Source organism: Streptomyces sp. CBMA152 (genome assembly GCF_014596475.1).
Lineage (GTDB): Bacteria > Actinomycetota > Actinomycetes > Streptomycetales > Streptomycetaceae > Streptomyces.
The window spans coordinates 49,340-72,272 of record NZ_MECJ01000032.1; the positions used below are offsets into that span (position 1 = coordinate 49,340).

At 71.6% G+C, this 22,933-nt stretch carries 26 protein-coding genes; 17 read left to right on the top strand and 9 right to left on the bottom strand.

All coding sequences use genetic code 11. The features are described 5' to 3' along the window. Window positions 1–21: 21 nt before the first annotated feature. Window positions 22–1,242: a crotonyl-CoA carboxylase/reductase gene (ccrA, locus tag BG418_RS32380; RefSeq protein WP_188277609.1), complete on the top strand. Its 1,221-nt coding sequence runs from the start codon at window positions 22–24 to the stop codon at window positions 1,240–1,242. On the opposite strand, the gene BG418_RS32385 is transcribed toward ccrA, so the two are convergent. Genes BG418_RS32385 through BG418_RS32395 form a run of 3 tightly spaced genes read right to left on the bottom strand, consistent with a single transcriptional unit; the run spans window position 1,226 to window position 3,670 of the window. Then, window positions 1,226–1,960: a 4'-phosphopantetheinyl transferase superfamily protein gene (locus tag BG418_RS32385; RefSeq protein WP_188277610.1), complete on the bottom strand. Its 735-nt coding sequence runs from the start codon at window positions 1,958–1,960 to the stop codon at window positions 1,226–1,228. The two genes, ccrA and BG418_RS32385, sit on opposite strands and share 17 nt — an antisense overlap. Further along, window positions 1,953–3,419 carry a class I adenylate-forming enzyme family protein gene (locus tag BG418_RS32390; protein ID WP_188277611.1) on the bottom strand — a complete coding sequence of 489 codons (1,467 nt, stop codon included), beginning with the start codon at window positions 3,417–3,419 and terminating at the stop codon, window positions 1,953–1,955. The genes BG418_RS32385 and BG418_RS32390 overlap by 8 nt, the downstream gene beginning before the upstream one ends. Next, entirely contained in the window at window positions 3,419–3,670 is a 252-nt protein-coding gene (locus tag BG418_RS32395; RefSeq protein ID WP_188277612.1) for an acyl carrier protein, read from the bottom strand. Before BG418_RS32395 ends, BG418_RS32390 begins: the two co-directional genes overlap by 1 nt. A 189-nt stretch (window positions 3,671–3,859) precedes the next feature. On the opposite strand from BG418_RS32395, the gene paaA reads away from it, so the two are divergent. The 10 genes from paaA (at window position 3,860) to BG418_RS32445 (ending at window position 12,239) form a co-directional block, all read left to right on the top strand. After that, a complete protein-coding gene (paaA, locus tag BG418_RS32400) occupies window positions 3,860–4,846 on the top strand; it encodes a 1,2-phenylacetyl-CoA epoxidase subunit PaaA (protein WP_188277613.1) in 987 nt (328 codons plus the stop codon). Beyond that, window positions 4,843–5,145 carry a 1,2-phenylacetyl-CoA epoxidase subunit PaaB gene (paaB, locus tag BG418_RS32405; protein ID WP_188277614.1) on the top strand — a complete coding sequence of 101 codons (303 nt, stop codon included), beginning with the start codon at window positions 4,843–4,845 and terminating at the stop codon, window positions 5,143–5,145. Before paaA ends, paaB begins: the two co-directional genes overlap by 4 nt. Next, the gene (gene paaC, locus BG418_RS32410; RefSeq protein WP_188277615.1) at window positions 5,135–5,911 is read left to right on the top strand and encodes a 1,2-phenylacetyl-CoA epoxidase subunit PaaC; all 777 of its coding nucleotides are present in this window, start codon (window positions 5,135–5,137) and stop codon (window positions 5,909–5,911) included. The genes paaB and paaC overlap by 11 nt, the downstream gene beginning before the upstream one ends. Beyond that, complete coding sequence (paaD, locus tag BG418_RS32415; protein WP_188277616.1) at window positions 5,908–6,405, top strand: 1,2-phenylacetyl-CoA epoxidase subunit PaaD; 498 nt, start codon at window positions 5,908–5,910, stop codon at window positions 6,403–6,405. Before paaC ends, paaD begins: the two co-directional genes overlap by 4 nt. 9 nt (window positions 6,406–6,414) lie before the next feature. Further along, window positions 6,415–7,542: a 2Fe-2S iron-sulfur cluster-binding protein gene (locus BG418_RS32420; RefSeq protein ID WP_188277617.1), complete on the top strand. Its 1,128-nt coding sequence runs from the start codon at window positions 6,415–6,417 to the stop codon at window positions 7,540–7,542. A gap of 63 nt (window positions 7,543–7,605) precedes the next feature. Beyond that, the gene (locus tag BG418_RS32425; protein ID WP_188277735.1) at window positions 7,606–8,388 is read left to right on the top strand and encodes an SDR family oxidoreductase; all 783 of its coding nucleotides are present in this window, start codon (window positions 7,606–7,608) and stop codon (window positions 8,386–8,388) included. Between the two features lie 31 nt (window positions 8,389–8,419). Further along, window positions 8,420–9,271: a tryptophan 2,3-dioxygenase gene (locus BG418_RS32430; RefSeq protein ID WP_188277618.1), complete on the top strand. Its 852-nt coding sequence runs from the start codon at window positions 8,420–8,422 to the stop codon at window positions 9,269–9,271. Further along, entirely contained in the window at window positions 9,264–10,067 is an 804-nt protein-coding gene (locus BG418_RS32435) for an alpha/beta hydrolase (RefSeq protein ID WP_188277619.1), read from the top strand. Before BG418_RS32430 ends, BG418_RS32435 begins: the two co-directional genes overlap by 8 nt. A 97-nt stretch (window positions 10,068–10,164) precedes the next feature. Beyond that, entirely contained in the window at window positions 10,165–11,652 is a 1,488-nt protein-coding gene (locus BG418_RS32440; protein WP_188277620.1) for an MFS transporter, read from the top strand. Continuing rightward, window positions 11,649–12,239: a TetR family transcriptional regulator gene (locus BG418_RS32445; RefSeq protein ID WP_188277621.1), complete on the top strand. Its 591-nt coding sequence runs from the start codon at window positions 11,649–11,651 to the stop codon at window positions 12,237–12,239. The genes BG418_RS32440 and BG418_RS32445 overlap by 4 nt, the downstream gene beginning before the upstream one ends. Window positions 12,240–12,254: 15 nt before the next feature. Here BG418_RS32445 and BG418_RS32450 read toward each other — a convergent pair whose 3' ends face one another. Next, window positions 12,255–13,460: an ATP-binding protein gene (locus tag BG418_RS32450; RefSeq protein ID WP_188277622.1), complete on the bottom strand. Its 1,206-nt coding sequence runs from the start codon at window positions 13,458–13,460 to the stop codon at window positions 12,255–12,257. Continuing rightward, window positions 13,457–14,116, bottom strand: a complete 660-nt coding sequence (locus BG418_RS32455) for a response regulator transcription factor (protein WP_188277623.1) — start codon at window positions 14,114–14,116, stop codon at window positions 13,457–13,459. Before BG418_RS32455 ends, BG418_RS32450 begins: the two co-directional genes overlap by 4 nt. 89 nt (window positions 14,117–14,205) lie before the next feature. Here BG418_RS32455 and BG418_RS32460 point away from each other — a divergent pair, with 89 nt between their 5' ends. From BG418_RS32460 to BG418_RS32475, 4 genes are read left to right on the top strand one after another with little or no spacing between them, the layout of a single operon-like run. Further along, a complete protein-coding gene (locus tag BG418_RS32460; protein WP_188277624.1) occupies window positions 14,206–14,703 on the top strand; it encodes a hypothetical protein in 498 nt (165 codons plus the stop codon). Beyond that, a complete protein-coding gene (locus BG418_RS32465) occupies window positions 14,700–15,758 on the top strand; it encodes a peptidoglycan-binding protein (protein WP_188277625.1) in 1,059 nt (352 codons plus the stop codon). The genes BG418_RS32460 and BG418_RS32465 overlap by 4 nt, the downstream gene beginning before the upstream one ends. After that, the gene (locus tag BG418_RS32470) at window positions 15,755–16,444 is read left to right on the top strand and encodes an ABC transporter ATP-binding protein (protein WP_188277626.1); all 690 of its coding nucleotides are present in this window, start codon (window positions 15,755–15,757) and stop codon (window positions 16,442–16,444) included. Before BG418_RS32465 ends, BG418_RS32470 begins: the two co-directional genes overlap by 4 nt. Beyond that, the gene (locus tag BG418_RS32475) at window positions 16,444–17,685 is read left to right on the top strand and encodes an ABC transporter permease (protein WP_188277627.1); all 1,242 of its coding nucleotides are present in this window, start codon (window positions 16,444–16,446) and stop codon (window positions 17,683–17,685) included. The genes BG418_RS32470 and BG418_RS32475 overlap by 1 nt, the downstream gene beginning before the upstream one ends. Window positions 17,686–17,739: 54 nt before the next feature. Here the strand turns inward: BG418_RS32475 and cynS are convergent, their stop codons facing one another. Continuing rightward, window positions 17,740–18,210 (bottom strand): cyanase, encoded by a 471-nt coding sequence (gene cynS, locus BG418_RS32480; RefSeq protein WP_188277628.1) that lies wholly within the window; start codon window positions 18,208–18,210, stop codon window positions 17,740–17,742. 46 nt (window positions 18,211–18,256) lie between these two features. Beyond that, window positions 18,257–18,871: a carbonic anhydrase gene (locus BG418_RS32485; protein ID WP_188277629.1), complete on the bottom strand. Its 615-nt coding sequence runs from the start codon at window positions 18,869–18,871 to the stop codon at window positions 18,257–18,259. A 125-nt stretch (window positions 18,872–18,996) separates the two neighbouring features. On the opposite strand from BG418_RS32485, the gene cynR reads away from it, so the two are divergent. Continuing rightward, window positions 18,997–19,905: a transcriptional regulator CynR gene (cynR, locus tag BG418_RS32490; RefSeq protein WP_188277630.1), complete on the top strand. Its 909-nt coding sequence runs from the start codon at window positions 18,997–18,999 to the stop codon at window positions 19,903–19,905. A gap of 3 nt (window positions 19,906–19,908) precedes the next feature. On the opposite strand, the gene BG418_RS32495 is transcribed toward cynR, so the two are convergent. Together BG418_RS32495 and htpX are read right to left on the bottom strand one after the other, a co-directional pair. Continuing rightward, a complete protein-coding gene (locus BG418_RS32495) occupies window positions 19,909–20,499 on the bottom strand; it encodes a PspA-associated protein PspAB (RefSeq protein ID WP_188277631.1) in 591 nt (196 codons plus the stop codon). A gap of 79 nt (window positions 20,500–20,578) precedes the next feature. Continuing rightward, the gene (gene htpX / locus BG418_RS32500) at window positions 20,579–21,484 is read right to left on the bottom strand and encodes a zinc metalloprotease HtpX (protein WP_188277632.1); all 906 of its coding nucleotides are present in this window, start codon (window positions 21,482–21,484) and stop codon (window positions 20,579–20,581) included. A gap of 272 nt (window positions 21,485–21,756) precedes the next feature. Here htpX and BG418_RS32505 point away from each other — a divergent pair, with 272 nt between their 5' ends. Further along, on the top strand, window positions 21,757–22,923 hold the full coding sequence (locus BG418_RS32505) for an alpha-hydroxy-acid oxidizing protein (protein ID WP_188277633.1): 1,167 nt from the start codon (window positions 21,757–21,759) through the stop codon (window positions 22,921–22,923). Window positions 22,924–22,933 lie beyond the last annotated feature (10 nt).

Below are 22,933 nucleotides of genomic sequence, written 5' to 3' on the forward strand. Positions count from 1 at the left end.
CGCACCGTCAGGAGCCTCCTCGTGACCCAGGACCTCTATGAACTCGGCGACGCGCCCCCGCTGGGCGAGGCGCCCAAGCGCATGTACGCCTCGCTCATCCGGCCCGAGCGCTACGGCCGGCCGATCGACGCCTTCCGCACCGAGGTCGTGGACGTGCCCCCGGTGGGGCCGGGCCAGGTGCTCATCAAGGTGATGGCGGCCGGCGTCAACTACAACAACGTCTGGGCCTCGCTCGGCGACCCGGTCGATGTGATAGCCGCCCGCCAGAAGCAGGGCGCCGTCGAGGACTTCCACATCGGCGGCTCCGACGCGTCCGGCATCGTCTGGGCGGTGGGCGAGGGCGTACGCCTCAAGCCCGGCGACGAGATCGTGCTGCTCGCCTCCACGTGGGACGAGAGCGCCGAGGACATCCGGCTGGGCGCCGACCCCAGCACCTCCACCTCGCAGCGGGTCTGGGGTTACGAGGAGAACTTCGGCTCGTTCGCCCAGTTCGCGGTCGTCGACGAGTACCAGTGCCACCCCAAGCCGAAGCGTCTCTCGTGGGCGGAGTCCGCCTGCTACATGGCGACCGCCGCCACCGCCTACCGTCAGCTCCTCGGCTGGGAGCCGCACACCGTGCGCCCCGGTGACCCGGTGCTGATCTGGGGCGGGGCGGGTGGGCTCGGCTGTATGGCGATCCAGTTGGTACGGCAGTACGGCGGCATCCCCGTCGCCGTCGTCTCCAGCGACGAGCGCGGTGAGTACTGCGTGAGCCTGGGCGCCAAGGGCTATATCAACCGGCGCGAGTTCGACCACTGGGGCCGGCTGCCGCACACTTCGGACGACGAGGCCATGGCGAAGTGGCTCAAGGGCGCCCGCGCCTTCGGACGGCGGTTCTGGGAGGTGCTCGGCGAGCGCCGGGCACCCAGGATCGTCCTGGAGCACTCGGGCGCCGACACCATCCCGACCTCGATGTACATGTGCGACAACGCGGGCATGGTCGTCATCTGCGGCGGCACCACAGGCTACAACGGCGATGTGGACCTGCGGTTCCTGTGGATGCGCCAGAAGCGCCTCCAGGGCTCCCATGTCTCCAACGCCCGTGAGGCCCGCGAGGTGACCCGGCTCATCGACCAGGGTCTGATCGACCCCTGCCTGTCGCTCACGCTCGGCTTTGACGAGATCGGCAAGGCGCACCAGCTGCTCCACGACAACGAGCACCCCGCCGGGAACATGGCCGTACTGGTCAACGCGAAGGCGTAGCAAGGCCGTTGGGCCGCCGCACCACGGGGGCGGCGGCCCAACTGAACACCCCGGGACCGGCCGGGCGCACCCGCACGTCGACGGCCTGCCCGTCCGTCCAGGCGCGGAAGCCGCCCGGCACCGGCCGTATCCCGATGGCGAGCAGGGTCGCGGGCGGCGACTGAGGGAGCAGTCCGCCGAACGCCTTGAAGGCCGCCTCCTTGGCCGAGAAAGCGGTGAGTAGTCGGCGCGTCGCGAGCGGTTCGGGCGTGCTGTCCGTCCAGGTCCGCTCGTCGGGGCCGAGCACGATGTGCGCGGTGTTCAGCGGGAGTTCGCGCAGTTCGAGGTCGCATCCCACGGCGTGGAAGCGCTCGGCGGGTGCGGCCAGGGCGACGGCGAGGCCGCCGGAGTGGCTGATCGAGCCGACGCGGTCGGCGGGGAACCTCGGTCGTCTGCCGTCCCGCAGGATCTCCGCCTCGGCCCGCCCCGGCTCCGCCAGCGCCCGGCGGGCCGCGAGGCGCCCGGCGAGGAAGTCACGGCGGCGGACCGGCCCCATGGTGGCCGCGAGTTCTTCCTCCCCGGGCCCGGCCGGGCACGCCGAGGCGTCCTGCGCGTACGCCAGGCCGAGGGAGAGGCCCTGGGCGCGCAGGACGGGTTGCAGCAGGCGCAGCGCCCGTTCCGCCGACGCCGAGCCAAAGGAGTTGTCCTCCGGCCCGGCGTCAAAGCGGCGGTCAGGCACGCAGTAGCTTCTTGATGATCTTTCCGGCCGGGTTGCGCGGCACCTGGTCGATGAACTCAATACGCCGGGGACGCTTGTACGCGGCGAGGTGCTGGGCCAGGTACTTCTGCAACTCGACCGTCCCGGTGCCCTCTTCGGCCACCACATACGCCAGCGGGACCTCGCCGAAGTCCTCGTCGGGGACGCCGACGACGGCCGCGTCGCGCACCGCCGGGTGGGCCTGGAGCGCGCGCTCGATCTCCGAGGGGTAGACGTTCTGACCGGCCCGGATGATCAGGTCCTTGCTGCGGTCGATCAGCCGGATGAGTCCGTCGCGGTCGATGAACCCGAGGTCACCGGTGCGGATCCAGCCGTCGACGGTGATCTCGGCGGTGGCGGCGTCGTTGCCCCAGTAGCCGCGCATGAGGCCGGGACCACGCACGACGATCTCCCCGATGGCGCCGGGCTCGACCTCGTTGTCCTGCGGATCGAGGGCGCGCGCCGACATCCCCGGGATGACCCGCCCGGCCGGGATCACCTCGGGCACCGCGTCGGGCGCCGGGTGCTCGTCGGGGCCAAGCGTGACGAACGGCCCGCCGACCTCGGTCATTCCGTAGACCTGCCGGAATCCGCAGCCGAGCCGTTCGACGGCCTCGGCGTAGATGTCCAGCGGCATGGGAGCGGCCCCGTACAGGATCTCGCGCAGGGTCGAGAGGTCGGTGTTCTCCGCCGACTTGGCCCGCAGCACGAAGCGCAGCATCTGCGGGACCAGCCAGATGTGCGTGGCGCGGTGTGTCTCGATCGCGGCCAGGGCCGTCTGCGGCTTGAACCCGGGCATCAGGACCACGGTCGCGCCCGCCGCCATGTACGTGAGGGAGACGACCATGCTGCCGTGGTAGAGCGGGCAGCAGTTGACCAGCACCATGTCGTCGGCGGGTCGCGCAACGGCCAGCCAGCCGAGCGCGATGGCCCGGAACGAGGCGTGGTCGACGGTGACGCCCTTGGCCTGGCCGGTGGTGGCCGAGGTGTGCAGGATCGCGGCGGGGGCGTCGTCCGGGATGTCCGCCAGCTCCGGGCCGCCCTCGGCTCCCAGCTTCGCGAACTCGTCGTCCAGCGGGATCCGGGTACGGACCGGAAGGTCGGGGTGGCGGGCGAGCAGGGCGCTCTCGCCGATCACCGCGACCGCGCCGGTGCGCTCCACGATGCCCGTCACCTCGGCGGGGGTCAGACTGTGGTTGAGCGGCACGAACAGCGCCCCGATGCGGGCGAGGGCGAAGTAGGACTCCAGCACCTCGATCCGGTCGAGCGAGAGCACCGCGACACGGTCGCCACGCCGGATGCCCAGACCGGCGAGGCCCCGGGCGAGACTGATGCCCCGGTCGTGGAACTCGGCCCAGGTGACGGAGCGTTGCTCGTCCACCAGGGCGATCCGGTCCGGGAAGCACTGACGGTTGCGCTCCGCCAGCTGGGCCAGCCACATCAGGCGGCGCCCGGCTGCTCGGTGGCGGCGGCGCGCCCGGCGAGGAAGCGCTCGTAGTCGGCGATGGTGGTCAGGCCCTCCATGTCCTCGGCGGTGACCTCGGCGCCGGTGCGCTGCTCGATGAGCAGGATGAGCCGCACCAGGTCGCCGGAGTCGATCCCGCTGGCGCTGAGGTCCTCGTCGTCACCGATGGCCTCGGCGAACTCGGGCGTTCCGGTCAGCTCGACCAGCATCGTCCTGATGGTGCTCATGGTGTTCCCCTTCTCGTTTCACTGACTACGAAAGAGAGAGGCGCGCCCCGCCGCGCACACTCCCCGACCCCCGCGTGACCTTCGTCACGGCCGCACGGCGTAGGCGCAGGGATTGAACGCCCCAGGTCAGACCTCTTCATACGTAAAGGCACTGCCACCACGGCAGTTCCGGGACGAAGGGGTGATGGGGTGGTCGACGGCGTGGAGCAGCTCAACGCGCACTTCGAGGCGCTGCTCGCGGCCGGGGAGCAGATCGAGCCGAGGGACTGGATGCCCGACGGCTACCGGCGGATGCTGGTCCGCCAGATCTCCCAGCACGCGCACTCCGAGATCATCGGTATGCAGCCCGAGGGCGCCTGGCTCACCCGGGCCCCCTCGCTGCACCGCAAGGCCAGTCTGCTCGCCAAGGTGCAGGACGAGGCCGGTCACGGGCTCTATCTGTACTCGGCGGCCGAAACCCTCGGGGTGGACCGCGACGACCTCCTCGACGCCCTGCACAGCGGCCATCAGCGCTATGCCGCCACCTTCAACCACCCCGCCCTGACCTGGGCGGACACCGGCGCCATCGCGTGGCTGACGGACGGCGCGGCGGTGGTGAACCAGGCGCCGCTGTGCCACACCTCGTACGGGCCGTACGCCCGGGCGATGCGCCGGGTCTGCCAGGAGGAGGCGTTCCACGTCCGCCAGGGCTATGACGTGCTGTGGTCGCTGTGCCAGGGCACCGACGCACAGCGGGAGATGGCGCAGGACGCGGTCAACCGCTGGTGGCTGCCGGCGGTGGCGCTGATGTTCGGCCCGCCCGACACGGTGGCGGGCGGCGCGGACGACCGTACGGCGGCGATGGGCGCGGCGGTGTCGCAGCGCTCGATGGCCTGGGGCATCAAGCGGCACACCAACGACGAGCTGCGCCAGCGGTTCGTCGACAACTGCGTGCCGCAGGCCGAGCGGCTGGGGGTGACCCTGCCCGACCCGGCGATCCGCTGGAACGAGGAGCGCGGGCACTACGACTTCAGCCCGATCGACTGGCAGATGTTCCGCGGCGCGCTCGGCGACGGCTCGCAGTGCAGCCGCCAGCGGCTCGCCCACCGGGTGGCCGCGCACGACGACGGTGCCTGGGTGCGTGCGGCGGTCGACGCGTACGCGGCGGGCCAGGACGACGAGAGGCATGGGTCATGAGCGAGCGGTCCGCGCGGGTGCAGACGCCGTGGGAGGTGTTCATCCGGCCGCGCCGGGGCCTGGCCCATCAGCATGTGGGCTCGGTCCACGGGGCCGACGCCGACATGGCGCTCGCCAACGCCCGTGATCTGTACACCCGTCGGGGCGAGACCGTCTCGGTGTGGGTGGTGCGCTCGGAGGCGGTGCACGCCGCGTCCCCGAGCGAGAAGGACCCGTTCTTCAGCAACGCCTCCCACAAGCCGTACCGATACCCCGAGCACTACATCCCGTTGAACGAGGAAAGCGGCCATGACGGCTAGTGCGACCGGAACCCCGGACCCCGACCTCGCCGCGTACGCGCTGCGGCTCGGCGACGACGCGCTGGTCCTCAGCCAGCGGCTGTGCGCCCTGGTGACGCGGGCGCCCACCATCGAGGAGGACCTGGCACTCGCCAACATCGCCCTCGACCTGCTCGGCCACGCCCGCCTTCTGCTCACGTACAGCGGTCAGTCGGACGGCACCGGCCGCAGCGACGACGAGCTCGCCTACCACCGCAGTGAGCGCGAGTTCCGCAACACGCTGCTGATGGAGCTGGCGCCCGCGGACTTCGCGGTGACCATCGCCCGACAGCTGGTGTACGCGCACTACAGCAGGCTGCTGTTCGGCGCCCTGGAGAAGTCCTCCGACGAGACGCTGTCGGCCTTCGCCGCCCGGGCCGCCCGCGAAGGCGAGTACCACCAGATGCACGCCTCCCAGTGGACCGTACGCCTTGGCCGGGGCACCCAGGAGAGCCGCCGCCGGATGCAGGCCGCGCTCGACCACATCTGGCCTTACGCGGCCGAGCTGTTCGAGCCCGACGACCTGGCGGAGCGGCTGGACGCCGAGGGCAGGGCCGTCGCCCCGGCCCGGCTGCGTGCGGAGTGGGAGCGGGAGGTCGCTGCCGTGATCGAGGACGCGCGCCTGACCGTTCCCACTGCTTCCTGGCAGGCGACCGGCGGTCGCTCGGGGCTGCACACCGAGGCGTTCGGTCCGCTGATGGGCGAGTTCCGGTCGGTGCGGCTGCAGTACCCGGGAGGCACCTGGTGAGCGCTTCGGCCCGGCTCCCCGCCGAGCAGGTGCGGGAGCGTGTGAACACCGTCCCGGACCCCGAACTGCCCATGGTGTCGCTGGCCGACCTCGGCGTGATCCGTGCGGTGGAGACGGCCGCCGACGGCGCCCTGGAAGTCGTCATCACCCCGACGTTCCTGGGCTGCCCGGCGATGCCCGCGATCGAGGCCGGGATCCGGGACGTGCTCGCGGAGAGCGGCCATCCCGACGGACGGGTGCGGCAGGTACTCTCGCCTGCCTGGACCACCGACTGGATCAGCGCCGAGGGCCGCCGCAAGCTCTCCGAGCACGGCATCGTGCCGCCCGGCCCCGCCAAGGCGCCGCTGTCGGTCCGGATCGGCCTGGGTGTCGCCTGCCCCAACTGCGGCTCCGTGGCGACCCGTCCGCAGAGCCCGTTCGGGGCGACCCGCTGCCAAGCCGTCCTGGTCTGCACCGCGTGCCAGGAGACCTTCGCGCATCTGAAGGCGATGTGACGCACCATCATGACGACATCGACGACACCGGACGTATCCGATGCGGCTGCCGCGCCCACCGCTCCGGCGCGGCGCGCGACCGGCTGGCACCGGCTGCCGGTCACCGGGGTGCAGCCGGTCGGCGACGAGTCCGTGGCGATCAGCCTCGCCGTGCCCGCCCACCTCGCGGACGTCTTCGCCCACCGCGCCGGCCAGCACGTGGTCGTACGGCACCGACCTGAAGGCCGGGAGCTGCGCCGCAGCTACTCGGTCTGCCTTCCGCCGCACGGCCCGTCGGGCCTGCGCCTGGTGGTCAAGCGTCTGGGCGCCGACGGGTTCGCCGAGTACGCCACGACGGAGCTGACCGCGGGCGACACCCTCGAACTCGGCCCGCCCACCGGTGACTTCCAGCTCGCGCCGAAGCCCGGCGCCCACCACATCCTGGTCGCCGGAGGCAGCGGCATCACCCCGCTGCTGAGCATGGCGGCGGCCGCACTGCGCGACGACCCCGACTGCCGGGTCTCACTGATCTACGCCAACCGCACCGCACAGTCCGTACTCCTCGCCGACGAACTGACCGATCTCAAGGACGCGTACGTCGAGCGGTTCTTCGTGCTGCACGTACTGTCGCGGGAGACGCGCGAGAGCGAGCTGCTCTCCGGCCGGATCGAGGGCGCACGGCTGCCGCGGCTGCTCGCACTGCTCGGCGCGGAACCGGACGACAGCGCGTACTTCTACCTCTGCGGCCCGTGGGGCCTGGTGGAGACGGTGCGCGAGGCGCTCACCCGGTGGGGCGCCGACCCGGACCGGGTGCGCTTCGAGCTCTTCTCCACCGGCGGCGGACTGCCCCCGGCCCCGCCGCCCGAGCCGCTGGGCCGCACCGGCCTCATCTCCGCCCGCCTGGCCGGACGCACCACCGAGACCGTGATGCGGCCCGAGGACCGGGTGGTGCTCGACGCCGTACTGCGCGCGCGGCCCGAGACGCCGTACTCCTGCCGTGACGGACTGTGCGGCAGCTGCCGGGCCAAGGTGACCCGGGGCAGCGCGGTGATGGACCGTCAATATGCCCTGGGATCAGCCGAGTTGGCCGCCGGATACACCCTCCCCTGCCGGGCCCGGCCCGAGTCGGACGAGATCGCGCTCGACTTCGACGCGTGACCGTCCTCGACACCCGAGCACCGGCACACACCCCCGTCCAGACACCACAGGAGCGCAGTGACCATGACGAATGCGGGCAGGCTGAGCGACCGTACGGCGCTGGTGACCGGCGGCAGCCGGGGAATCGGCCGGGCGATCTCGCTGCGCCTCGCCGCCGAGGGCGCGCTGGTGGGCGTCCACTACGGAACCCGCACCGAGACCGCCGAGCAGACCGTCGCCGACATCGAGGCGGCGGGCGGGAAGGCGTTCGCGCTGCGGGCCGAGCTCGGTGTGCCGGGCGACGCCGAGGCACTGTGGACCGCGTTCGACAAGGAACTCGATGCGTACGGCGCCCGGCCCGGCGTGGACGTCCTCGTCAACAACGCCGGGATCACCCTGCCCAAGCGGATCGGCGACGTCGGCGAGGAGGAGTACGACCGGCTCTTCGCGATCAACGTCAAGGCCCCGTTCTTCGTGATCCAGCAGGGCCTCGGCCGGCTGCGCGACGGCGGCCGGATCATCAACATCTCGTCCGCCGTCACCCGGATCGCCGTGCCCCACATCTCCGCGTACGCGATGACCAAGGGCGCCCTCGACACGCTCACCCTGGCTCTGGCCCAGGACCTGGGCCCGCGCGGCATCACCGTCAACTCGGTGGCGCCCGGGTTCACGTTCACCGAGATCAACCCGACGCTCAAGGCGCAGAGCGTGGTGGACAGGTACGCGGCCGCCTCCGTCTTCAACCGGATGGGCCGGCCGTCGGACATCGCCGACGTGGTGGCGTTCGTGGCGAGCGACGACGCCCGCTGGGTCACCGGCCAGTGCCTGGACGCGACCGGGGGCGCGCACATCGGAATGCCGTCCTGACCACCGGCCCTTCCCCGACCTACGGAGACCCATGACCGAGCACACCACGTCCCTTGCCGCGTCCTCAGCCCCCGACGGAGCGCCCCAGCTGCGCTTCGAGGGCACGACACCGTACGAGGACTACATCCACGCCTCGGTGCTGTCCTCCCTCCAACGACCGCTCTCCAACGACCCCGGCGAGATGGCGTTCATCGTCACCACCCAGGTCATGGAGCTCTGGTTCACCCTCATCGTGTACGAGTGGCGGGCCGCGCGGGACGCGTTACTCAAGGACGACCTCGAACTCGCCATGGACGCGTTACGCCGCAGTCAGCGCTCCCACCAGGCGCTCAACCACTCGTGGCAGCCGCTCGCCGCGCTGACGCCCGCTCAGTTCAACGGCTTCAGGGCGGCGTTCGGCGAGGCGTCGGGGTTCCAGTCGGCTCAGTACCGCCATATGGAGTTCCTGCTCGCCGACAAGTCCCGCTCCCTGGTCCAGGCGCACCGGGGCCACCCTGCGGTGTACGCGGAGCTGGAGGAGGCGCTGGCCGAGCCGTCGCTCTACGACGAGGTGCTGCGCTATCTGTACCGGCGCGGACTGCCCGTCCCCGAGCATGTGCTGGAGCGGGACGTGACCGAGCCGTACCAGCCCGACGGATGGGTCGAGGAGGTCTGGCGGCAGATCTACGCCGGGCCGCAGAACGACCCGCTGGTGCAGCTCGGCGAGACACTGACCGAGGTCGCCGAGCTGGTGCTGCGCTGGCGCAGCGACCACCTCCTCGCCACCCGCCGGGCGATGGGCGCCAAGTCGGGCAGTGGTGGCTCCCCGGGTGTGGCGTGGCTGGAGAAGCGCGCCAACCGGTCCGTGTTCCCCGAGCTCTGGACGGCGCGCGGCTATGTCTAGGATCCCTTCCGCGTTCGCGGCCGAGGAGGAGCGCCGGGTCCTGAGCATCAGGCCGGTGCTGGCTCCCGTACACCGCAAGTACGGCTCTCATCCGCATCAGGTGTACGACCTGTGGCCCGCCGAGGACCCCGACGCCCCGGTGGTGATGCTGCTGCACGGCGGCTACTGGCGCTACGACCGGATGCATCTGACGCCGTTCGCGGCGCATCTGGCACAGCACGGGCTCACCACGATCCTGCCGGGCTTCCGTCGGTCGGGCGGCGCGGGCGGCTACCCCGCGACCTTCGACGACATCGCGCTCGCCGTGGACACGATCACCGACGGGCGCCCGTTCGTCCTGGCGGGCCACTGCTCCGGCGGGCATCTCGCCCTGTGGGCGGGCGCCCGCGCCCTGCTGCCCGAGGACTCGCCCTGGTACACCACCCGGCTGCCCTCGGCGGTCCTGGGCCTGGCCCCGCTCACCGATCTGCAAGCCACGATCCGCGACGACCTCAGCGACGGCGCGGGCCTGCAACTGCTCGGCGGCGCCGACCAGGTCGAGGCGAGGCTCCCGCTGGTCGACCCGCTCACGATCCTGCGCGAGAAGGGTTCCACGGGCGTACGGACGGTGGTGCTGCACGGTGAGGTCGACGAGGAGGTGCCGCTCGGCCAGTTCTCCGACTACGCGGCCGTCCACCACGACGCCGAGCTCGTCACCCTGCCGGGCATCGGCCACTACACCCTGATCGAACCGGGCTCCAAGGCGTCGGTGGCGGTGATCGACACGCTGAAGCGCCTGTCGTCGCCGCAGCCGTAGCGCTCCTGCAAAGGCGGGGACACGGGGGTGCACAGGCGTTTACCCTAAGAGGGGGTAAACGCCTGTGCACCCCTTTGTGGACCAACCCTGGAGCAGCATGACCCCGGCGACAGCCGCACCGACACCCACCGGCGCCCACCCCTCCCGTGCGCGGTTCGTCGTCCCCGTCCTCGCGTTCTGCGGCGTCGTCGTCGCCGTGATGCAGACCCTCGTCGTACCGCTCCTGCCGCATGTCCCGGCCCTCACCGGAAGCAGCCCGGGCGCCGCGGGCTGGCTGGTCACCATCACGTTGCTCACCGGCGCGGTCTTCACCCCGGTCCTCGGCCGGGTCGGCGACATGTACGGCAAGCGGCGCGTCCTGCTCGCCTCGCTGTGGGTGCTGACCGCCGGATCCGTGCTGTGCGCCGCGACCTCCGACATCGGGGTGCTGATCGCGGGCCGGGCGCTGCAAGGCGCCGCCCTCGCCGTCATCCCGCTCGGCATCAGCATCATCCGCGACGAGCTGCCGCCCGAGCGGGTGCTGCCGTCCATCGCGCTGATGAGCTCCACGCTCGGCATCGGCGCCGCCGTCGGACTGCCGGTGGCCGCCGTGGTGGTCGAGAACTTCGACTGGCACACCATGTTCTGGGCCTCGGCCGCGCTCGGGCTCCTCGATCTCGTCCTGGTGCTGTGGATCGTGCCGGAGTCGCCGGTGCGCACCCCGGGCCGCTTCGACGTGCTCGGCACGCTCGGGCTCACCGCCGCGCTCGTCGGCCTGCTGCTGGCGATCACCCAGGGATCCGACTGGGGCTGGACCTCCGCACGCATCCTCGGCCTGCTCGGCGGGGCCGTGGTCATCGCCCTGTTCTGGGGGCGTTACGAGCTGCGCACCGCGTCCCCGATGGTCGACCTGCGCGTCTCGGCGCGCCCCGCAGTCCTGCTCACCAACGTCGCCGCGCTCTTGATCGGGTTCGCCTTCTACGCCAACTCGTTGGTCACCGCGCAGATGGTGCAGGAGCCCAAGGCGACCGGCTACGGCCTCGGCGCCTCGATCGTCGTCAGCGGACTGTGCCTGCTGCCCGGCGGTCTGTCGATGGTGGCGCTCTCGCCGGTCTCCGCGAAGATATCGGCGACGTACGGCCCCAAGACCGCGCTCGCGATCGCCGCCTCCATCATGGCGGTCGGCTATGTCATACGGTTCTTCACCAGCCACAGCCTCTGGATGATCGTGGCCGGCGCCACCGTCGTCTCGGCCGGTACCGCCATCGCGTACTCGGCGCTCCCGGCGCTCGTGATGCGGGCCGTCCCGGTGAGCGAGACCGGCGCCGCCAACGGCCTCAACACCCTGATGCGCTCGGTCGGTCAGGCCTGTTGCAGCGCGGTGGTCACGGCCGTCCTCTCGCACGTCACGTTCGTCGCGGCGGGGCGTGTGGCGCCCACGCTGCACGCGTATCTGCTGGTCTTCCTCGTGGCGGCCGGTGCGGCCCTGGCCGCTCTGGTGGCGACGCTGTTCCTGCCCTCCGGGCGAGCGCCGCGCCCGGAGGCTGCCGTCCCCGGTACGGTCGGGGGGACGAGCCCGATGCCCGCGGCCCAGGAGGGCAGATGACCACCGCCGAGCACACCGGCACCGCCGACCGGGGCGAGAGCCCGGCCCCCGAACACGGCACCGGCCGCGACGCCATCCTGCGCGCCGCGCGCCGCGCGTTCGCCCTGCGCCCCTACGCCGAGGTGACCATGCGGGGCATCGCCGCCGACGCGGGGGTCAGCGCGTCCCTCATCGTCAAGCGGTTCGGCAGCAAGGAGCAGCTGTTCACCACGGTCGCCGACTTCCGGCCCGCCGCCGACGAACTGTTCGCGGCCGCGCCCGCCGAACTCGGGCGGCATCTGGTCGTCACGATGCTGCGGCTGCGTGACGAGTTCCGCGGCGACCCGCTGCTGCGCGTGGTCTTCGCCCTCGGCAACGACGACGAGCGCGCGCTGCTGCGCGACCGCTTCCGCGAACAGGTCACAGCCCGCCTCGCCGAACAACTCCTGGGCCACGAACGGGAGTTGCGAGCCGAACTGATCGCGGGTCAGCTGCTCGGGCTCGGCGCGACCCTGAGCCTGCACCGCCCGGGCGCGGGCAACAGCGCGAAGCCCGAACGTCTCGTGGAGCTGTACGCGCCCGGGCTCCAGCGGCTGATCGACAGCTGATCCCCGACGTCCGCATCAGGTGTGCGACGGCGGAGGCTCGTCCCCGGCCCCGAACACCACACGTACGGTCAGGCCGCCGCCCACGTCGTTCGCGTACGCCGTCGCCGTGGCCCCATGGGCGCGGGCGATCGAGGCGACGATGGACATACCGAGGCCCGCACCCTCGCCCGGGGCGTGGCGATGGCGCTGCTCAAGGCGCCGGAACGGTTCGAAGAGCAGGTGGACCGTCTCCCTGGGGATCTCCGGGCCGGTGTTGGTCACCGTGATGCCGTCGCGGCCGGTGCGGAGCTCCACCCGGCCGTGCGGCACGTTGTGGCGGATGCCGTTCGCGAGCAGATTGTGGAGCAGCCGGTCGAGCAGCACCGCGTCGCCGGGCACGGTCAGCGGCCCGGTGTGCAGCGTCACGGCCACGCCGCGCTCCTCGGCCTCCCGCGCCAGCGCGCCCGCCGCCTTCAGCGCGAGCTCGTGCACCGGCACCGGCTCACGCCGCTCCAGGCCCTGGTCGGAGGCCGCGAGCAGCAGCAGCCCGTCGATGATCCGCTCGCTGTCGTCCGCGACGTCGATCAACTTGGCCCGGATCCGCGCGACCTTCTCCGTGTCCGGCTCCCCCGCGAGCCCGATCTCGGCCGCCGCCCGCTGCACCGCGACCGGGGTACGCAGCTCATGGGCGGCGTTCGCAGCAAATCTCTGCTGCGCCGACACCAGCTGCTCCATCCGCCCCAGCATCCCGTCGAACGTGTCCGCGAGCTGCTTCAGCTCCCCCGGCGGCCCCGCCAGCGCGATCCGCTCGTGCAGGTTCTGGCCGGAGAGCCGTCGCGCGGTCTCGGTGATCACGGCGACCGGGCGCAGCACCCGGCCCGCCATCCACCAGGCGAGCGCGATGGACAGCACCGCGTAGGCGCACAGCACGATGACCGACACCGCGAGCAGCCGCTTCAGTGCCGCGTGCTCGACCGCGTCGCTGAGCGTGCGGGTGACCGCCATGCCCCTGACCACCCCCGGTGGCAGCGGCCCCGGACTCGCCGGTGCGGCGCTCGCCCACTCGCCGGTGGTCGGCAGGCCCTTGAGCTCCTTGGCCGGTACGGCCGTCGTCACCGCCGTACTGATCGACGCGTACAGACCCTGCTGGACCAGGAGATAGACGACGGCCGTCAGCAGGACGCCCGCCAGGACCAGGAGTCCGCCGTACAGGGCGGTGAGCCGCGCGCGTTCGGACTTCATGCCGCGATCCGGTAACCCGCGCCTGGCACGGTCTCCACCACCGGCGGCTCGCCCAGCTTGGCGCGGAGCTTGCTGAGCGTGACCCGTACGGCGTTGGTGCGATAGCTGGTGTGCTCCTCCCACACCTGCTCGATCAGGTCCTCGCCGCTGACCACCGCGCCCTCGGCCCGCAACAGCGCTTCGAGCACCGCGAACTCCTTGCGCGACAGATGCAGATGCCGTCCGTCGCGGCTGGCCTGGCGGCGTGCGGTGTCCACGACGATCCCGGCGCGCTCCAGGACGGGCGGCAGGGCGGGCCGGGCACGCCGACCGAGCGCGAGCACGCGCGCGAGGAGTTCGTCGTACGCGAAGGGCTTGGCGAGGTAGTCGTCGGCGCCGAGCCCGAGTCCGGCGACCCGGTCCCGTACCGTTCCGGCGGCCGTCAGCATCAGCACCCGGGTCAGCAGCCGCTGCTCGACGACATGACGGCACACGTCGTCGCCGTGCAGACCCGGCAGATCGCGGTCGAGGACGATCACGTCGTACGCGCCGAACCGCAGCTTCTCCATCGCTTCCAGGCCGTCCGACGCGACGTCGACGGCGAGCGCGTCGCGGCGCAGCCCCTCGGCGATCATCTCCGCGAGGAATTCCTCGTCCTCCACCACCAGTACACGCATGGCCCCTGTGTAGCCGAAAGTGACCTTTCGCCGTTGTTAACACTTCCGCTGAGGGAAACGAAACACCCCCTCGCGGCAGGCTCCCGCCCATGACGACCTACCGGCGACACCTCAGCAGGACCCTGGCCGCCACGGCCCTGGCCTCCCTCGCCCTCCTCACCGCTGCCTGCTCGGGCGACAAGGGATCGGGCGGCAAGAGCGACAGCGTGAGCGACGAGGGCAAGAAGGCCGACCAGGCCCTGGAGCACCGCAAGTGCCTGCGCGAGCAGGGGCTGAAGGTGCCCGAGCCCAAGCCCGGACAGGACGACCGGGCGCTGAGCATCGACGGCGGCGACATGTCGAAGGAGAAGATGGAGAAGGCGATCAAGGCGTGCGCCGGCAAGGGCGGCTCGGGCGGCGGCAGCGGGCCCACCCAGGCCGACAAGGACAAGATGCTCAAGTACGCGCAGTGCATGCGCAAGAACGGCTTCAACATGCCCGACCCGAAGTTCGACGGCGGGATGATGTCGGCGCAGCGGCTGCCCGAGGGTGCGGAGAAGGAGAAGTTCGACAAGGCGAACAAGGCGTGCGAGAGCGTCGGCCGATGAGCCGGCGCAGGCTCGCCGTGGCGCTCACCACCATCGTCCTGGTCGCGGGCGGCGGCGTCGCGGTCACCGCCCTCGGCACCCCCGACCACCCTCAGCACAAGGACCGCTCGACGCTCCCGCCCGCCACCGCCCCGATCACCCGGGGCGACCTCAGCGACAGCACGCAGCAGGACGGCACGCTCGGCTTCCTCGGCGAGCACCGCATCAACGCGGGCGCCACCGGCACCGTCAACTGGATCGCGGGCGCGGGCGCCACCGTCGGACGCGACGACCGGCTGTACGAGGTCGACGGCCAGCCGGTACGGCTGTGGTACGGCTCCGAGCCGATGTACCGCACCCTGAAGACCGGCGACAAGGGCAAGGACGTACGACAGATCGAGGAGAACCTGGCGGCGCTCGGCTACACCGGCTTCACCGTCGACGACGAGTACAGCGCCGCCACCGCTTCCGCGGTCAAGCGCTGGCAGAAGTCCCACGGCCTGAAGCAGACGGGCGAGATCGGTCCCGACCAGATCGCGTTCGCGGGCAGCGCCGTACGGATCAAGGAGGCGGGCGCGGCGTCGGGCGACCCGGTGGCGCCCGGCAAACCGGTGCTCACCGTGACCGGTTCGGAGCGGGTCGTACGGTTCAAAGTGTCGGTCGCGGACGCCAAGTCCGCGAAGAGCGGCACCAAGGTCACCGTCCAACTGCCGGACGGCACCCGGGCGTCCGGGAAGGTGACCGGCGTCGGCAAGACCGCCAAGCCCGGCGACGACGCGCAGGACAAGACGCCGAAGATCGACATCACGGTGTCCTTCGACGACCCCAAGAAGGTGACCGGCTTCGACCAGGCGCCGGTCACCGTCGAGCTCACCGGTGAGACGAAGAGCGACGTCCTGTCCGTCCCCGTCAACGCGCTGCTCGCCCTGGAGGGCGGCGGCTTCGGGGTGCAGGTGGTGGAGAACGGCACCACCCGCGAGGTCGCCGTCGAGCTCGGCATGTTCGGGCAGGGACGCGTGGAGATCACCGGCAAGGGGCTACGCGAGGGAATGAAGGTCGGGGTGCCATCCGTATGAGCACGGTCGTCCGGCTGACGGGCGTCACCAAGGAGTACGCGGGTGGCGTGCGGGCCCTCGACGGGGTCGATCTCGCCATCGCCCAGGGCGAGTTGCTGGCCATCGCGGGCCCGTCCGGCTCCGGCAAGTCCACGCTGCTGCACATCGTCGGCACCCTCGACCGGCCCACCGCCGGCACGGTGGAGATAGCGGGCCACGACGTGGCCACGCTCACCGACCGCCGGCTCTCCGCACTGCGCTCCCAGCACATCGGCTTCGTCTTCCAGGCGTTCCACCTGGTGCCGGGCGTCAGCGCGCGGGACAACGTGGCCGAGGGGCTGCTCTACTCGGGCCTCCCCCGCGCCCGGCGCCGCGCCATGGCCGCCGACGCGCTCGCCCGCGTCGGCCTCGCCGACCGTATGCGGCACCGCCCGCACGAGCTGTCCGGCGGCCAGAAACAGCGGGTCGCCATCGCCCGGGCGGTGGTCGGCGAGCCCGATCTGCTGCTCGCCGACGAACCGACCGGCGCACTGGACTCGGCGTCCGGGAAAGCGGTGATGCAACTGCTCCACGATCTGAACGCGGAGGGCGCGACCATCGCCGTCATCACCCACGACACGGAGATCGCCGCGGGGCTCCCCCGCCAGGTGCGCATCCGCGACGGCCGCGTCGTCGCGGACACGGCACGGGGAAAGGTCGCGGCGTGATGGCCTCTGATGCGGCAGACACGGCCAACTCCACTCGTACGAAAGGAACTTCACGGCTCAAAGCCGCACGGCTCAGCCCCCGGGACGTTCTCCACGTCGGCTCGGCCGGACTGCGCAGCCGTCCGGTACGGGTGGTGCTCTCGGCGCTCGGGATCGCGATCGGCATCGCCACGATGATCGCCGTGGTCGGCATCTCGGCGTCCAGCCAAGCCCAGTTGATGCGTCAGCTCGACGCGCTCGGCACCAACATGCTGGTGGCGAAGCCGGGCGAGGGCATGTTCAGCGGGCAGCAGGTCAAACTGCCCAAGGACGCGCCGGGCATGGTGGGCCGCATCGATGGGGTCGAGGAGGTCGGGGCGAGCGGTGACCTCAAGCAGTCCGTCCGTCGCACCGAGAAGATCCCCAAGGACGAGACCGGCGGCATCGCCGTCAAGGCGGCCACCGAGCGGCTGATCGACGTCCTGCGCGGCAAGATGGGCTCCGGCACCTGGCTGAACGCCGCCAACGGGCGCTACCCGTCCGTGGTCCTCGGCCACGTCGCCGCCGACCGGCTCGGTATCACCAAGCCCGGGCAGCAAGTGTGGATCGGCGACCGGTACTTCACGGTCGTCGGCGTCCTCGACCCGATGCCACTGGCTCCCGAGATCGAACGCTCGGCGCTGGTCGGCTGGGAGGCGGCGCAGCGGCTGCTCGACTTCGACGGCCATCCGACGGCGGTGTACGAGCGCTCGACGGACGCCTCCGTACGCACCGCGCACGAGCTGCTCGCCGCGACGGTCGACCCGCAGAACCCGCAGAACGTGGCGGTCAGCGATCCCTCGGCCGCATTGCAGGCCAAGGCGGCGACCGAGGGCGCGCTGTCCACCTTGCTGCTCGGACTCGGCGGCATCGCGCTGCTCGTGGGCGGGGTCGGCGTCGCCAACACCATGATCATCTCGGTCCTGGAGCGCCGCCACGAGATCGGTCTGCGCCGCTCGTTGGGAGCGACCCGGGGGCAGATCCGGGTCCAGTTCGTCGCCGAGTCCCTGATGCTCTCGGGCCTCGGCGGTCTGGCGGGCGTCGGCCTCGGCGCGGCGGCCACGGGGGTCTACGCCTACTCGGGCGGACTGCCCTGGGTGGTTCCCCTGTGGGCGGTCGGGGGCGGCTTCGGCGCGACCCTGGTGATCGGCACCATCGCCGGTCTGTACCCGGCCGTACGGGCGGCACGGCTCTCCCCGACGCTGGCGCTGCACGCGGCGTAGGGGCGAGGGGCGGCCGGTCGTCGCGTACGACCGGCCGCCCCTCGCCGTCTCGGGTCAGAACGGCTTGGTCGGGAGGTACTTGCCGTCCATGGTGATCACCGCGCGCTCGCCGCCCTCGGGGTCGGCGACCTTCTTCACATCGAGCTTGAAGTTGATCGCGCTGATGATGCCGTCACCGAACTCCTCGTGGACCAGGGCCTTCAGCGTGGTGCCGTAGACCTGGAGCATCTCGTAGAAGCGGTAGATCGTCGGGTCGGTGGGGATGCCGCCGGGGATGGAGCCACGGGTCGGGATGGTCGCGAGCAGCATCGCGGCGTCGTCGTCCAGGCCCAGGAGCTCGGCGACGGCCTTCGCGGCGTCGGCCGGAAGGGCGTGCTGGCCGAGTACGGCGGCGGTGACGAAGGCGACCGACAGACCGGTGACGTCGGCTATCTGCTGCCAGGTGAGGTCCTTGCGGGTCTTGGCCTCGACGGCGGAGACGGCGAGGGCCTGACGGGCGGTGGGGTCGAACTGGGCGTGCACCATGAGAGGGCTTCCTTTCGAGAGGTGAAACGGGGTCTGGGGGTGTGGGTCAGGCGGCGAGTACGGTGCCTCGGCCCGTCGCCGGGTCGAGCTCTTCGACCGCGCCGGTGCCGATGTCGTAGACCCAGCCGTGCAGGGTGACCGTGTGCGCGGCGAGGGCGCGGGCGACGGAGGGGTGGGTGGCGAGGTTCGCCAGCTGGGCGAGCACGTTCTGGCGCACCAGCGCGTCCACCGCGTTCGCGCCGGACTCGACCGTGGTGGCGCGGGCCCGCGAGGCGTCCGCGTGCCGCAGCCAGGCGTCGACCGTCGGCGCGCCGCTCAGGTCGTGGCCTTCGGCCAGGGCGGTCATCGCACCGCAGGCGGAGTGCCCGCACACCACGATGTCGGACACCCCGAGCACGGCGACCGCGTACTCGATACCGGCCGCGACACCGTGCGGGCCGGGGCCGGGGGTGTAGGCGGGGACGAGGTTGCCGACGGCGCGGACGACGAAGAGCTCGCCCGGCTCGCCCTGGGTGATCAGCTCCGGCACGACGCGGGCGTCGGAGCAGCTGATGAACAGCGTCGTGGGCCGGTGGGTGTCGGCCAGGTGGGCGAAGAGCTCCGCCTTGGCCGGAAAGACGTCCCGCCGGAACCGCGCGACACCCTCGGTGAGGTCCTGCATGGTCACTCCCTTTCAGTGGCTGTCCGCCCCGTGGGGCTGACGAGATCCACCATGCATGACCTGTATCTATAGTGTCCAAGACGCAATATCCATGACTTCTATCGATGACATCTATAGTTGTGGTCATGGCTCTGGAACTCCGTCATCTGCGCTATCTGCTCGCCGTCGCCGAGCACGGCAGCTTCACCCGCGCCGCCGAGGAGCTGCACATCTCCCAGCCCACGCTCTCCCAGCAGATCAAGCAGCTCGAACACACCGTGGGGACCCAGCTCCTCGACCGCACGGGACGGGCCGTACGCCTCACCGACGCGGGCGGGACGTATGTCCACTACGCCCGCCGCGCCCTGCGGGACCTGGCGACCGCCGAGCGCGCGGTCCTGGACGTGGCCGACCTCTCGCGCGGCAGCCTGCGCCTGGCGGTGACGCCGACGTTCACCGCGTACCTCACCGGCCCACTCGTCGCGGAGCTGCACCTCCGCCACCCCGGAATCACCCTGGACGTACGGGAGATGACACAGGACCGCATCGAATCCGGACTGCTGGCCGACGAGCTCGACCTCGGCATCGCCTTCCACGGCGCCCACGCGTCCGGCATCGCCGCGACGCCCCTGTTCACCGAGACGCTGAGCCTGGTCGTCGCGGCCGATCGCGCACCCGACGCCGGGACGCTGCCCGCCCAGGATCTGGCGGAGCGTCAACTCGCCCTGCTCAGTGGCGACTTCGCCACCCGCACCCACATCGACGCCTACCTCGCCGCCCAGCGGGTGCGGCCGCACATCGCGGTGGAGGCCAACTCCATCCAAGCGCTCACCGAGATCGTCCGGCGCACCCCGCTGGCCACCGTCCTGCCGGACGCGGTCACCCATGACCACCCCCATCTGCGGCCCGTCGCCCTCGAACCGCCCCTGCCCGCGCGGACCGTCGCCCTGCTGCGCCGCGAGAGCGCCTATCAGAGCGCGGCCGCGCGCGCCTTCGCCCGGCTCACCCGGTACATCGTGGACGAGCGCGGCTATCCGCCCGCGTCGGACGTATAGGGCTCAGCCGTCCAGGCCCGGCGCGCCCCACACCGGGAACCAGCGGGCCAGGTCCTGCTCGAACCGCAGGTCGTCCCCCACCACGGCCTTGATCCGCAGCTCCAGCGCGCTGTCCCGCTTCTCGCCGGAGCCGGAGAGCGGGGCGAAGGGGTAGAAGGTGCCGCGCTTGTAGAGGTAGACCAGCGCTAGGGCCTGTCCCTCGGCGTCCCGGAAGCCGACCAGGGAGCACAGCAGCTGCGGGCCGAAGCCGCTGTCCTGGAGCGCTGAGTTCACGGCGTGCAGATCACCGACGAGCTCGGGCAGTTCGGCCGGGGTGCGGCGGGAGAGCAGCCAGGTGTAGCCGTACTCGTCGCGGCTGAACTCCACGGGCACATCGTCCCGTTCGGTGTCCGCGTTGAGCAGTGCCTCGACGTCCTGGCGGATCTGGGTGAAGGCGCCGCCCTCGACCGTGGTGAAGCACACCGAGCCCCGCCCGGTCGGGGTGAACCCCGCGCCCGCCTCCAGGGTCAGGGCCGCCGACGGCACCGCGAAGAGCTGGTCGAGGTCGGGGGCGACGGGTTTGGTGCGCCCGAGCAGGATGTCCAGGAAGCCCATACGGATCAGTTGCTCCGTCCTGTGCGGGGTGCGTCCCGGGACGCGGGTCGGGTCGTACGTACCGGGGCCGCGCGGCCGCTCACGCCGGGCGGCCCAGCTCGGCGGAGATCCTGGCCAGCCGGTCGAGCCGCACCTCCAGGGTGGGGTGGGTGGAGAAGAGGCGGGAGAGCGAGGCGCCCGCGCCGAGGGCGGGGGCGAAGTAGAAGGCGTTGAACGCGCTGGCCGTGCGCAGGTCCTTGCTGGGGATACGGGCGATGTCGCCGTCCAGCTTGGTCAGCGCCGAGGCGAGCGCGGAGGGCCGGCCGGTGAGCAGGGCGGCGGCCCGGTCGGCGGCCAGCTCCCGGTACCGCGAGAGCGCCCGGATCAGCAGGAAGCTCAGCGCGTACACCGCCGCCGACACCACGATGACGGCCATCAGGATGGCGAACGTGTTCTGGTCGCCCCTGCGGCGGCCGCCGAACATCTGGGAGTAGAACGCGAACCGGACGATGAGCCCGGCGATGACTCCCAGGAACGAGGCGACGGTGATCACCGCGACATCGCGGTGCGCCACATGGGACAGCTCATGCGCCAGGACCCCTTCCAACTCCTCGGGCTCCAGACGGCGCAACAGCCCGGTGGTCACACAGACCACCGCGTTGTCGGCGTTGCGGCCGGTGGCGAAGGCGTTGGGCAGATCGATGTCGGAGACGGCCACCCGGGGGACGGGCATGTCGGCCGTGGCACACAACCGATCGACGATGCCGTGCAGTTGGGGGTACTCCTCACGGGTCACCGGTCGGCCGCGCATGGCGTACAGCGCGATCCGGTCGGAGAACCAGTACTGGCAGAACAGCAGGGCGGCGGCGATGACGACGACCAGGACCGTCGACTTGAGCAGGACGAGCAGCGCGGCGACGAACGCCACGTACAGCAGTCCGAGCAGGAACACCGTGACCAGCATGCGGGCGGTCAGCTGCCGGTCGGGCTGGAAGCGGCTGCGCATGGCCGTCATTCCTCGATCGGGACGTCGTGGTCCACGGCGGGGGCCGTGCGGCCTCGGACGGGCGTGCCGGGCAGCCGACGACGAATCTTGTCGATCATGATGTCTCCCAGGGGCCCAGGACTCTGCTCTCACTCTCCACCATGCCACTTACGGTGCCCGTAAAGGAGCGTGGCGGCGCCCGGATGACGGGGTAGGAGCTCCGACCGGACGCCGGTCGGCGTACCGTACGGGGCGCCCGTGGCGTAGCGGGTCGCGAGGGGAAGGGCTGCTTGATGAGTCAGTCGTTCGGCTTCTACCAGAACGAGATCTACTTCGAGGGTCTGGGCGGCGTGGTGCCGCGCTTCCCGCTCACCTACGACGAGCTGGAGTCCAGAGCCCGGGCCGCGCTCGCGCCCTCTTTGTGGTCGTACGTGGCGGGCGGCGCGGGGGACGAGCGCACCCAGCGGGTCAATGTGACGGCCTTCGAGCGCTGGGGGCTGTACCCGAGGATGTTCGTCGGGGCCGACCGGCGCGATCTGTCCGTGGAGCTGTTCGGGATGACGCTCCCGTCGCCGCTGTTCATGGCGCCGATCGGGGTCATCGGCCTGTGCGCGCAGGACGGGCACGGCGATGTGGCCACGGCCCGGGCGGCGGCCCGTACCGGTGTCCCGATGGTCGCCTCCACGCTGACCGTCGACCCCCTGGAGGAGGTCGCCGCCGAGTTCGGCCCGACGCCGGGGTTCTTCCAGCTCTACACCCCCGCCGACCGCGACCTGGCCCAGAGCCTGGTGCACCGGGCCGAGAAGGCCGGGTTCAAGGCCATCGTGGTCACGCTCGACACCTGGGTCACCGGCTGGCGGCCCCGCGATCTGAGCATCGGCAACTTCCCGCAGCTGCGCGGCCACTGCCTGGCCAACTACACCTCCGACCCGGTCTTCCGGGCACGCCTCGATCGCACCCCGGAGGAGGACCCCCGGGCTGCCGCCCTGCACTGGGCACAGGTCTTCGGCAACCCGCTGACCTGGGACGATCTCCCGTGGCTGCGTTCACTCACCTCGCTGCCGCTGATCGTGAAGGGCCTGTGCCACCCCGAGGACGTACGCCGTGCCAGGGACGGCGGGGTGGACGGCATCTACTGCTCCAACCACGGCGGCCGCCAGGCCAACGGCGGACTGCCCGCGCTCGACGCGCTGCCCGGCGTCGTCGAGGCCGCCGACGGGCTGCCGGTCCTGTTCGACTCCGGCGTCCGCAGCGGCACCGACGTGGTCAAGGCCGTCGCCCTCGGCGCCACGGCCGTGGGCGTCGGCCGCCCGTACGCCTACGGTCTCGCCGTCGGCGGTACGGACGGCCTCGTCCACGTCCTGCGCTCTCTCCTCGCCGAGGCGGATCTGCTGATGGCGGTCGACGGTTATCCGACGCTCGCCGACCTCACGCCCGAGGCACTGGTGCGGCTCACCTGATGCCGGGGGG

Coding starts and splice junctions, on each gene's coding strand:
- BG418_RS32390 (WP_188277611.1), bottom strand. CDS start 3,419: ATGTGGCTGGCCCAGCTGGCGGAGCGCAACCGTCAGTGCTTCCCGGAC.
- BG418_RS32395 (WP_188277612.1), bottom strand. CDS start 3,670: ATGAGCACCATCAGGACGATGCTGGTCGAGCTGACCGGAACGCCCGAG.
- paaB (WP_188277614.1), top strand. CDS start 4,843: ATGAGCGAGCGGTCCGCGCGGGTGCAGACGCCGTGGGAGGTGTTCATC.
- paaC (WP_188277615.1), top strand. CDS start 5,135: ATGACGGCTAGTGCGACCGGAACCCCGGACCCCGACCTCGCCGCGTAC.
- BG418_RS32420 (WP_188277617.1), top strand. CDS start 6,415: ATGACGACATCGACGACACCGGACGTATCCGATGCGGCTGCCGCGCCC.
- BG418_RS32425 (WP_188277735.1), top strand. CDS start 7,606: ATGACGAATGCGGGCAGGCTGAGCGACCGTACGGCGCTGGTGACCGGC.
- BG418_RS32430 (WP_188277618.1), top strand. CDS start 8,420: ATGACCGAGCACACCACGTCCCTTGCCGCGTCCTCAGCCCCCGACGGA.
- BG418_RS32435 (WP_188277619.1), top strand. CDS start 9,264: ATGTCTAGGATCCCTTCCGCGTTCGCGGCCGAGGAGGAGCGCCGGGTC.
- BG418_RS32440 (WP_188277620.1), top strand. CDS start 10,165: ATGACCCCGGCGACAGCCGCACCGACACCCACCGGCGCCCACCCCTCC.
- BG418_RS32445 (WP_188277621.1), top strand. CDS start 11,649: ATGACCACCGCCGAGCACACCGGCACCGCCGACCGGGGCGAGAGCCCG.
- BG418_RS32450 (WP_188277622.1), bottom strand. CDS start 13,460: ATGAAGTCCGAACGCGCGCGGCTCACCGCCCTGTACGGCGGACTCCTG.
- BG418_RS32455 (WP_188277623.1), bottom strand. CDS start 14,116: ATGCGTGTACTGGTGGTGGAGGACGAGGAATTCCTCGCGGAGATGATC.
- BG418_RS32460 (WP_188277624.1), top strand. CDS start 14,206: ATGACGACCTACCGGCGACACCTCAGCAGGACCCTGGCCGCCACGGCC.
- BG418_RS32465 (WP_188277625.1), top strand. CDS start 14,700: ATGAGCCGGCGCAGGCTCGCCGTGGCGCTCACCACCATCGTCCTGGTC.
- BG418_RS32470 (WP_188277626.1), top strand. CDS start 15,755: ATGAGCACGGTCGTCCGGCTGACGGGCGTCACCAAGGAGTACGCGGGT.
- BG418_RS32475 (WP_188277627.1), top strand. CDS start 16,444: ATGGCCTCTGATGCGGCAGACACGGCCAACTCCACTCGTACGAAAGGA.
- cynS (WP_188277628.1), bottom strand. CDS start 18,210: ATGGTGCACGCCCAGTTCGACCCCACCGCCCGTCAGGCCCTCGCCGTC.
- BG418_RS32485 (WP_188277629.1), bottom strand. CDS start 18,871: ATGCAGGACCTCACCGAGGGTGTCGCGCGGTTCCGGCGGGACGTCTTT.
- cynR (WP_188277630.1), top strand. CDS start 18,997: ATGGCTCTGGAACTCCGTCATCTGCGCTATCTGCTCGCCGTCGCCGAG.
- BG418_RS32495 (WP_188277631.1), bottom strand. CDS start 20,499: ATGGGCTTCCTGGACATCCTGCTCGGGCGCACCAAACCCGTCGCCCCC.
- htpX (WP_188277632.1), bottom strand. CDS start 21,484: ATGCGCAGCCGCTTCCAGCCCGACCGGCAGCTGACCGCCCGCATGCTG.
- BG418_RS32505 (WP_188277633.1), top strand. CDS start 21,757: ATGAGTCAGTCGTTCGGCTTCTACCAGAACGAGATCTACTTCGAGGGT.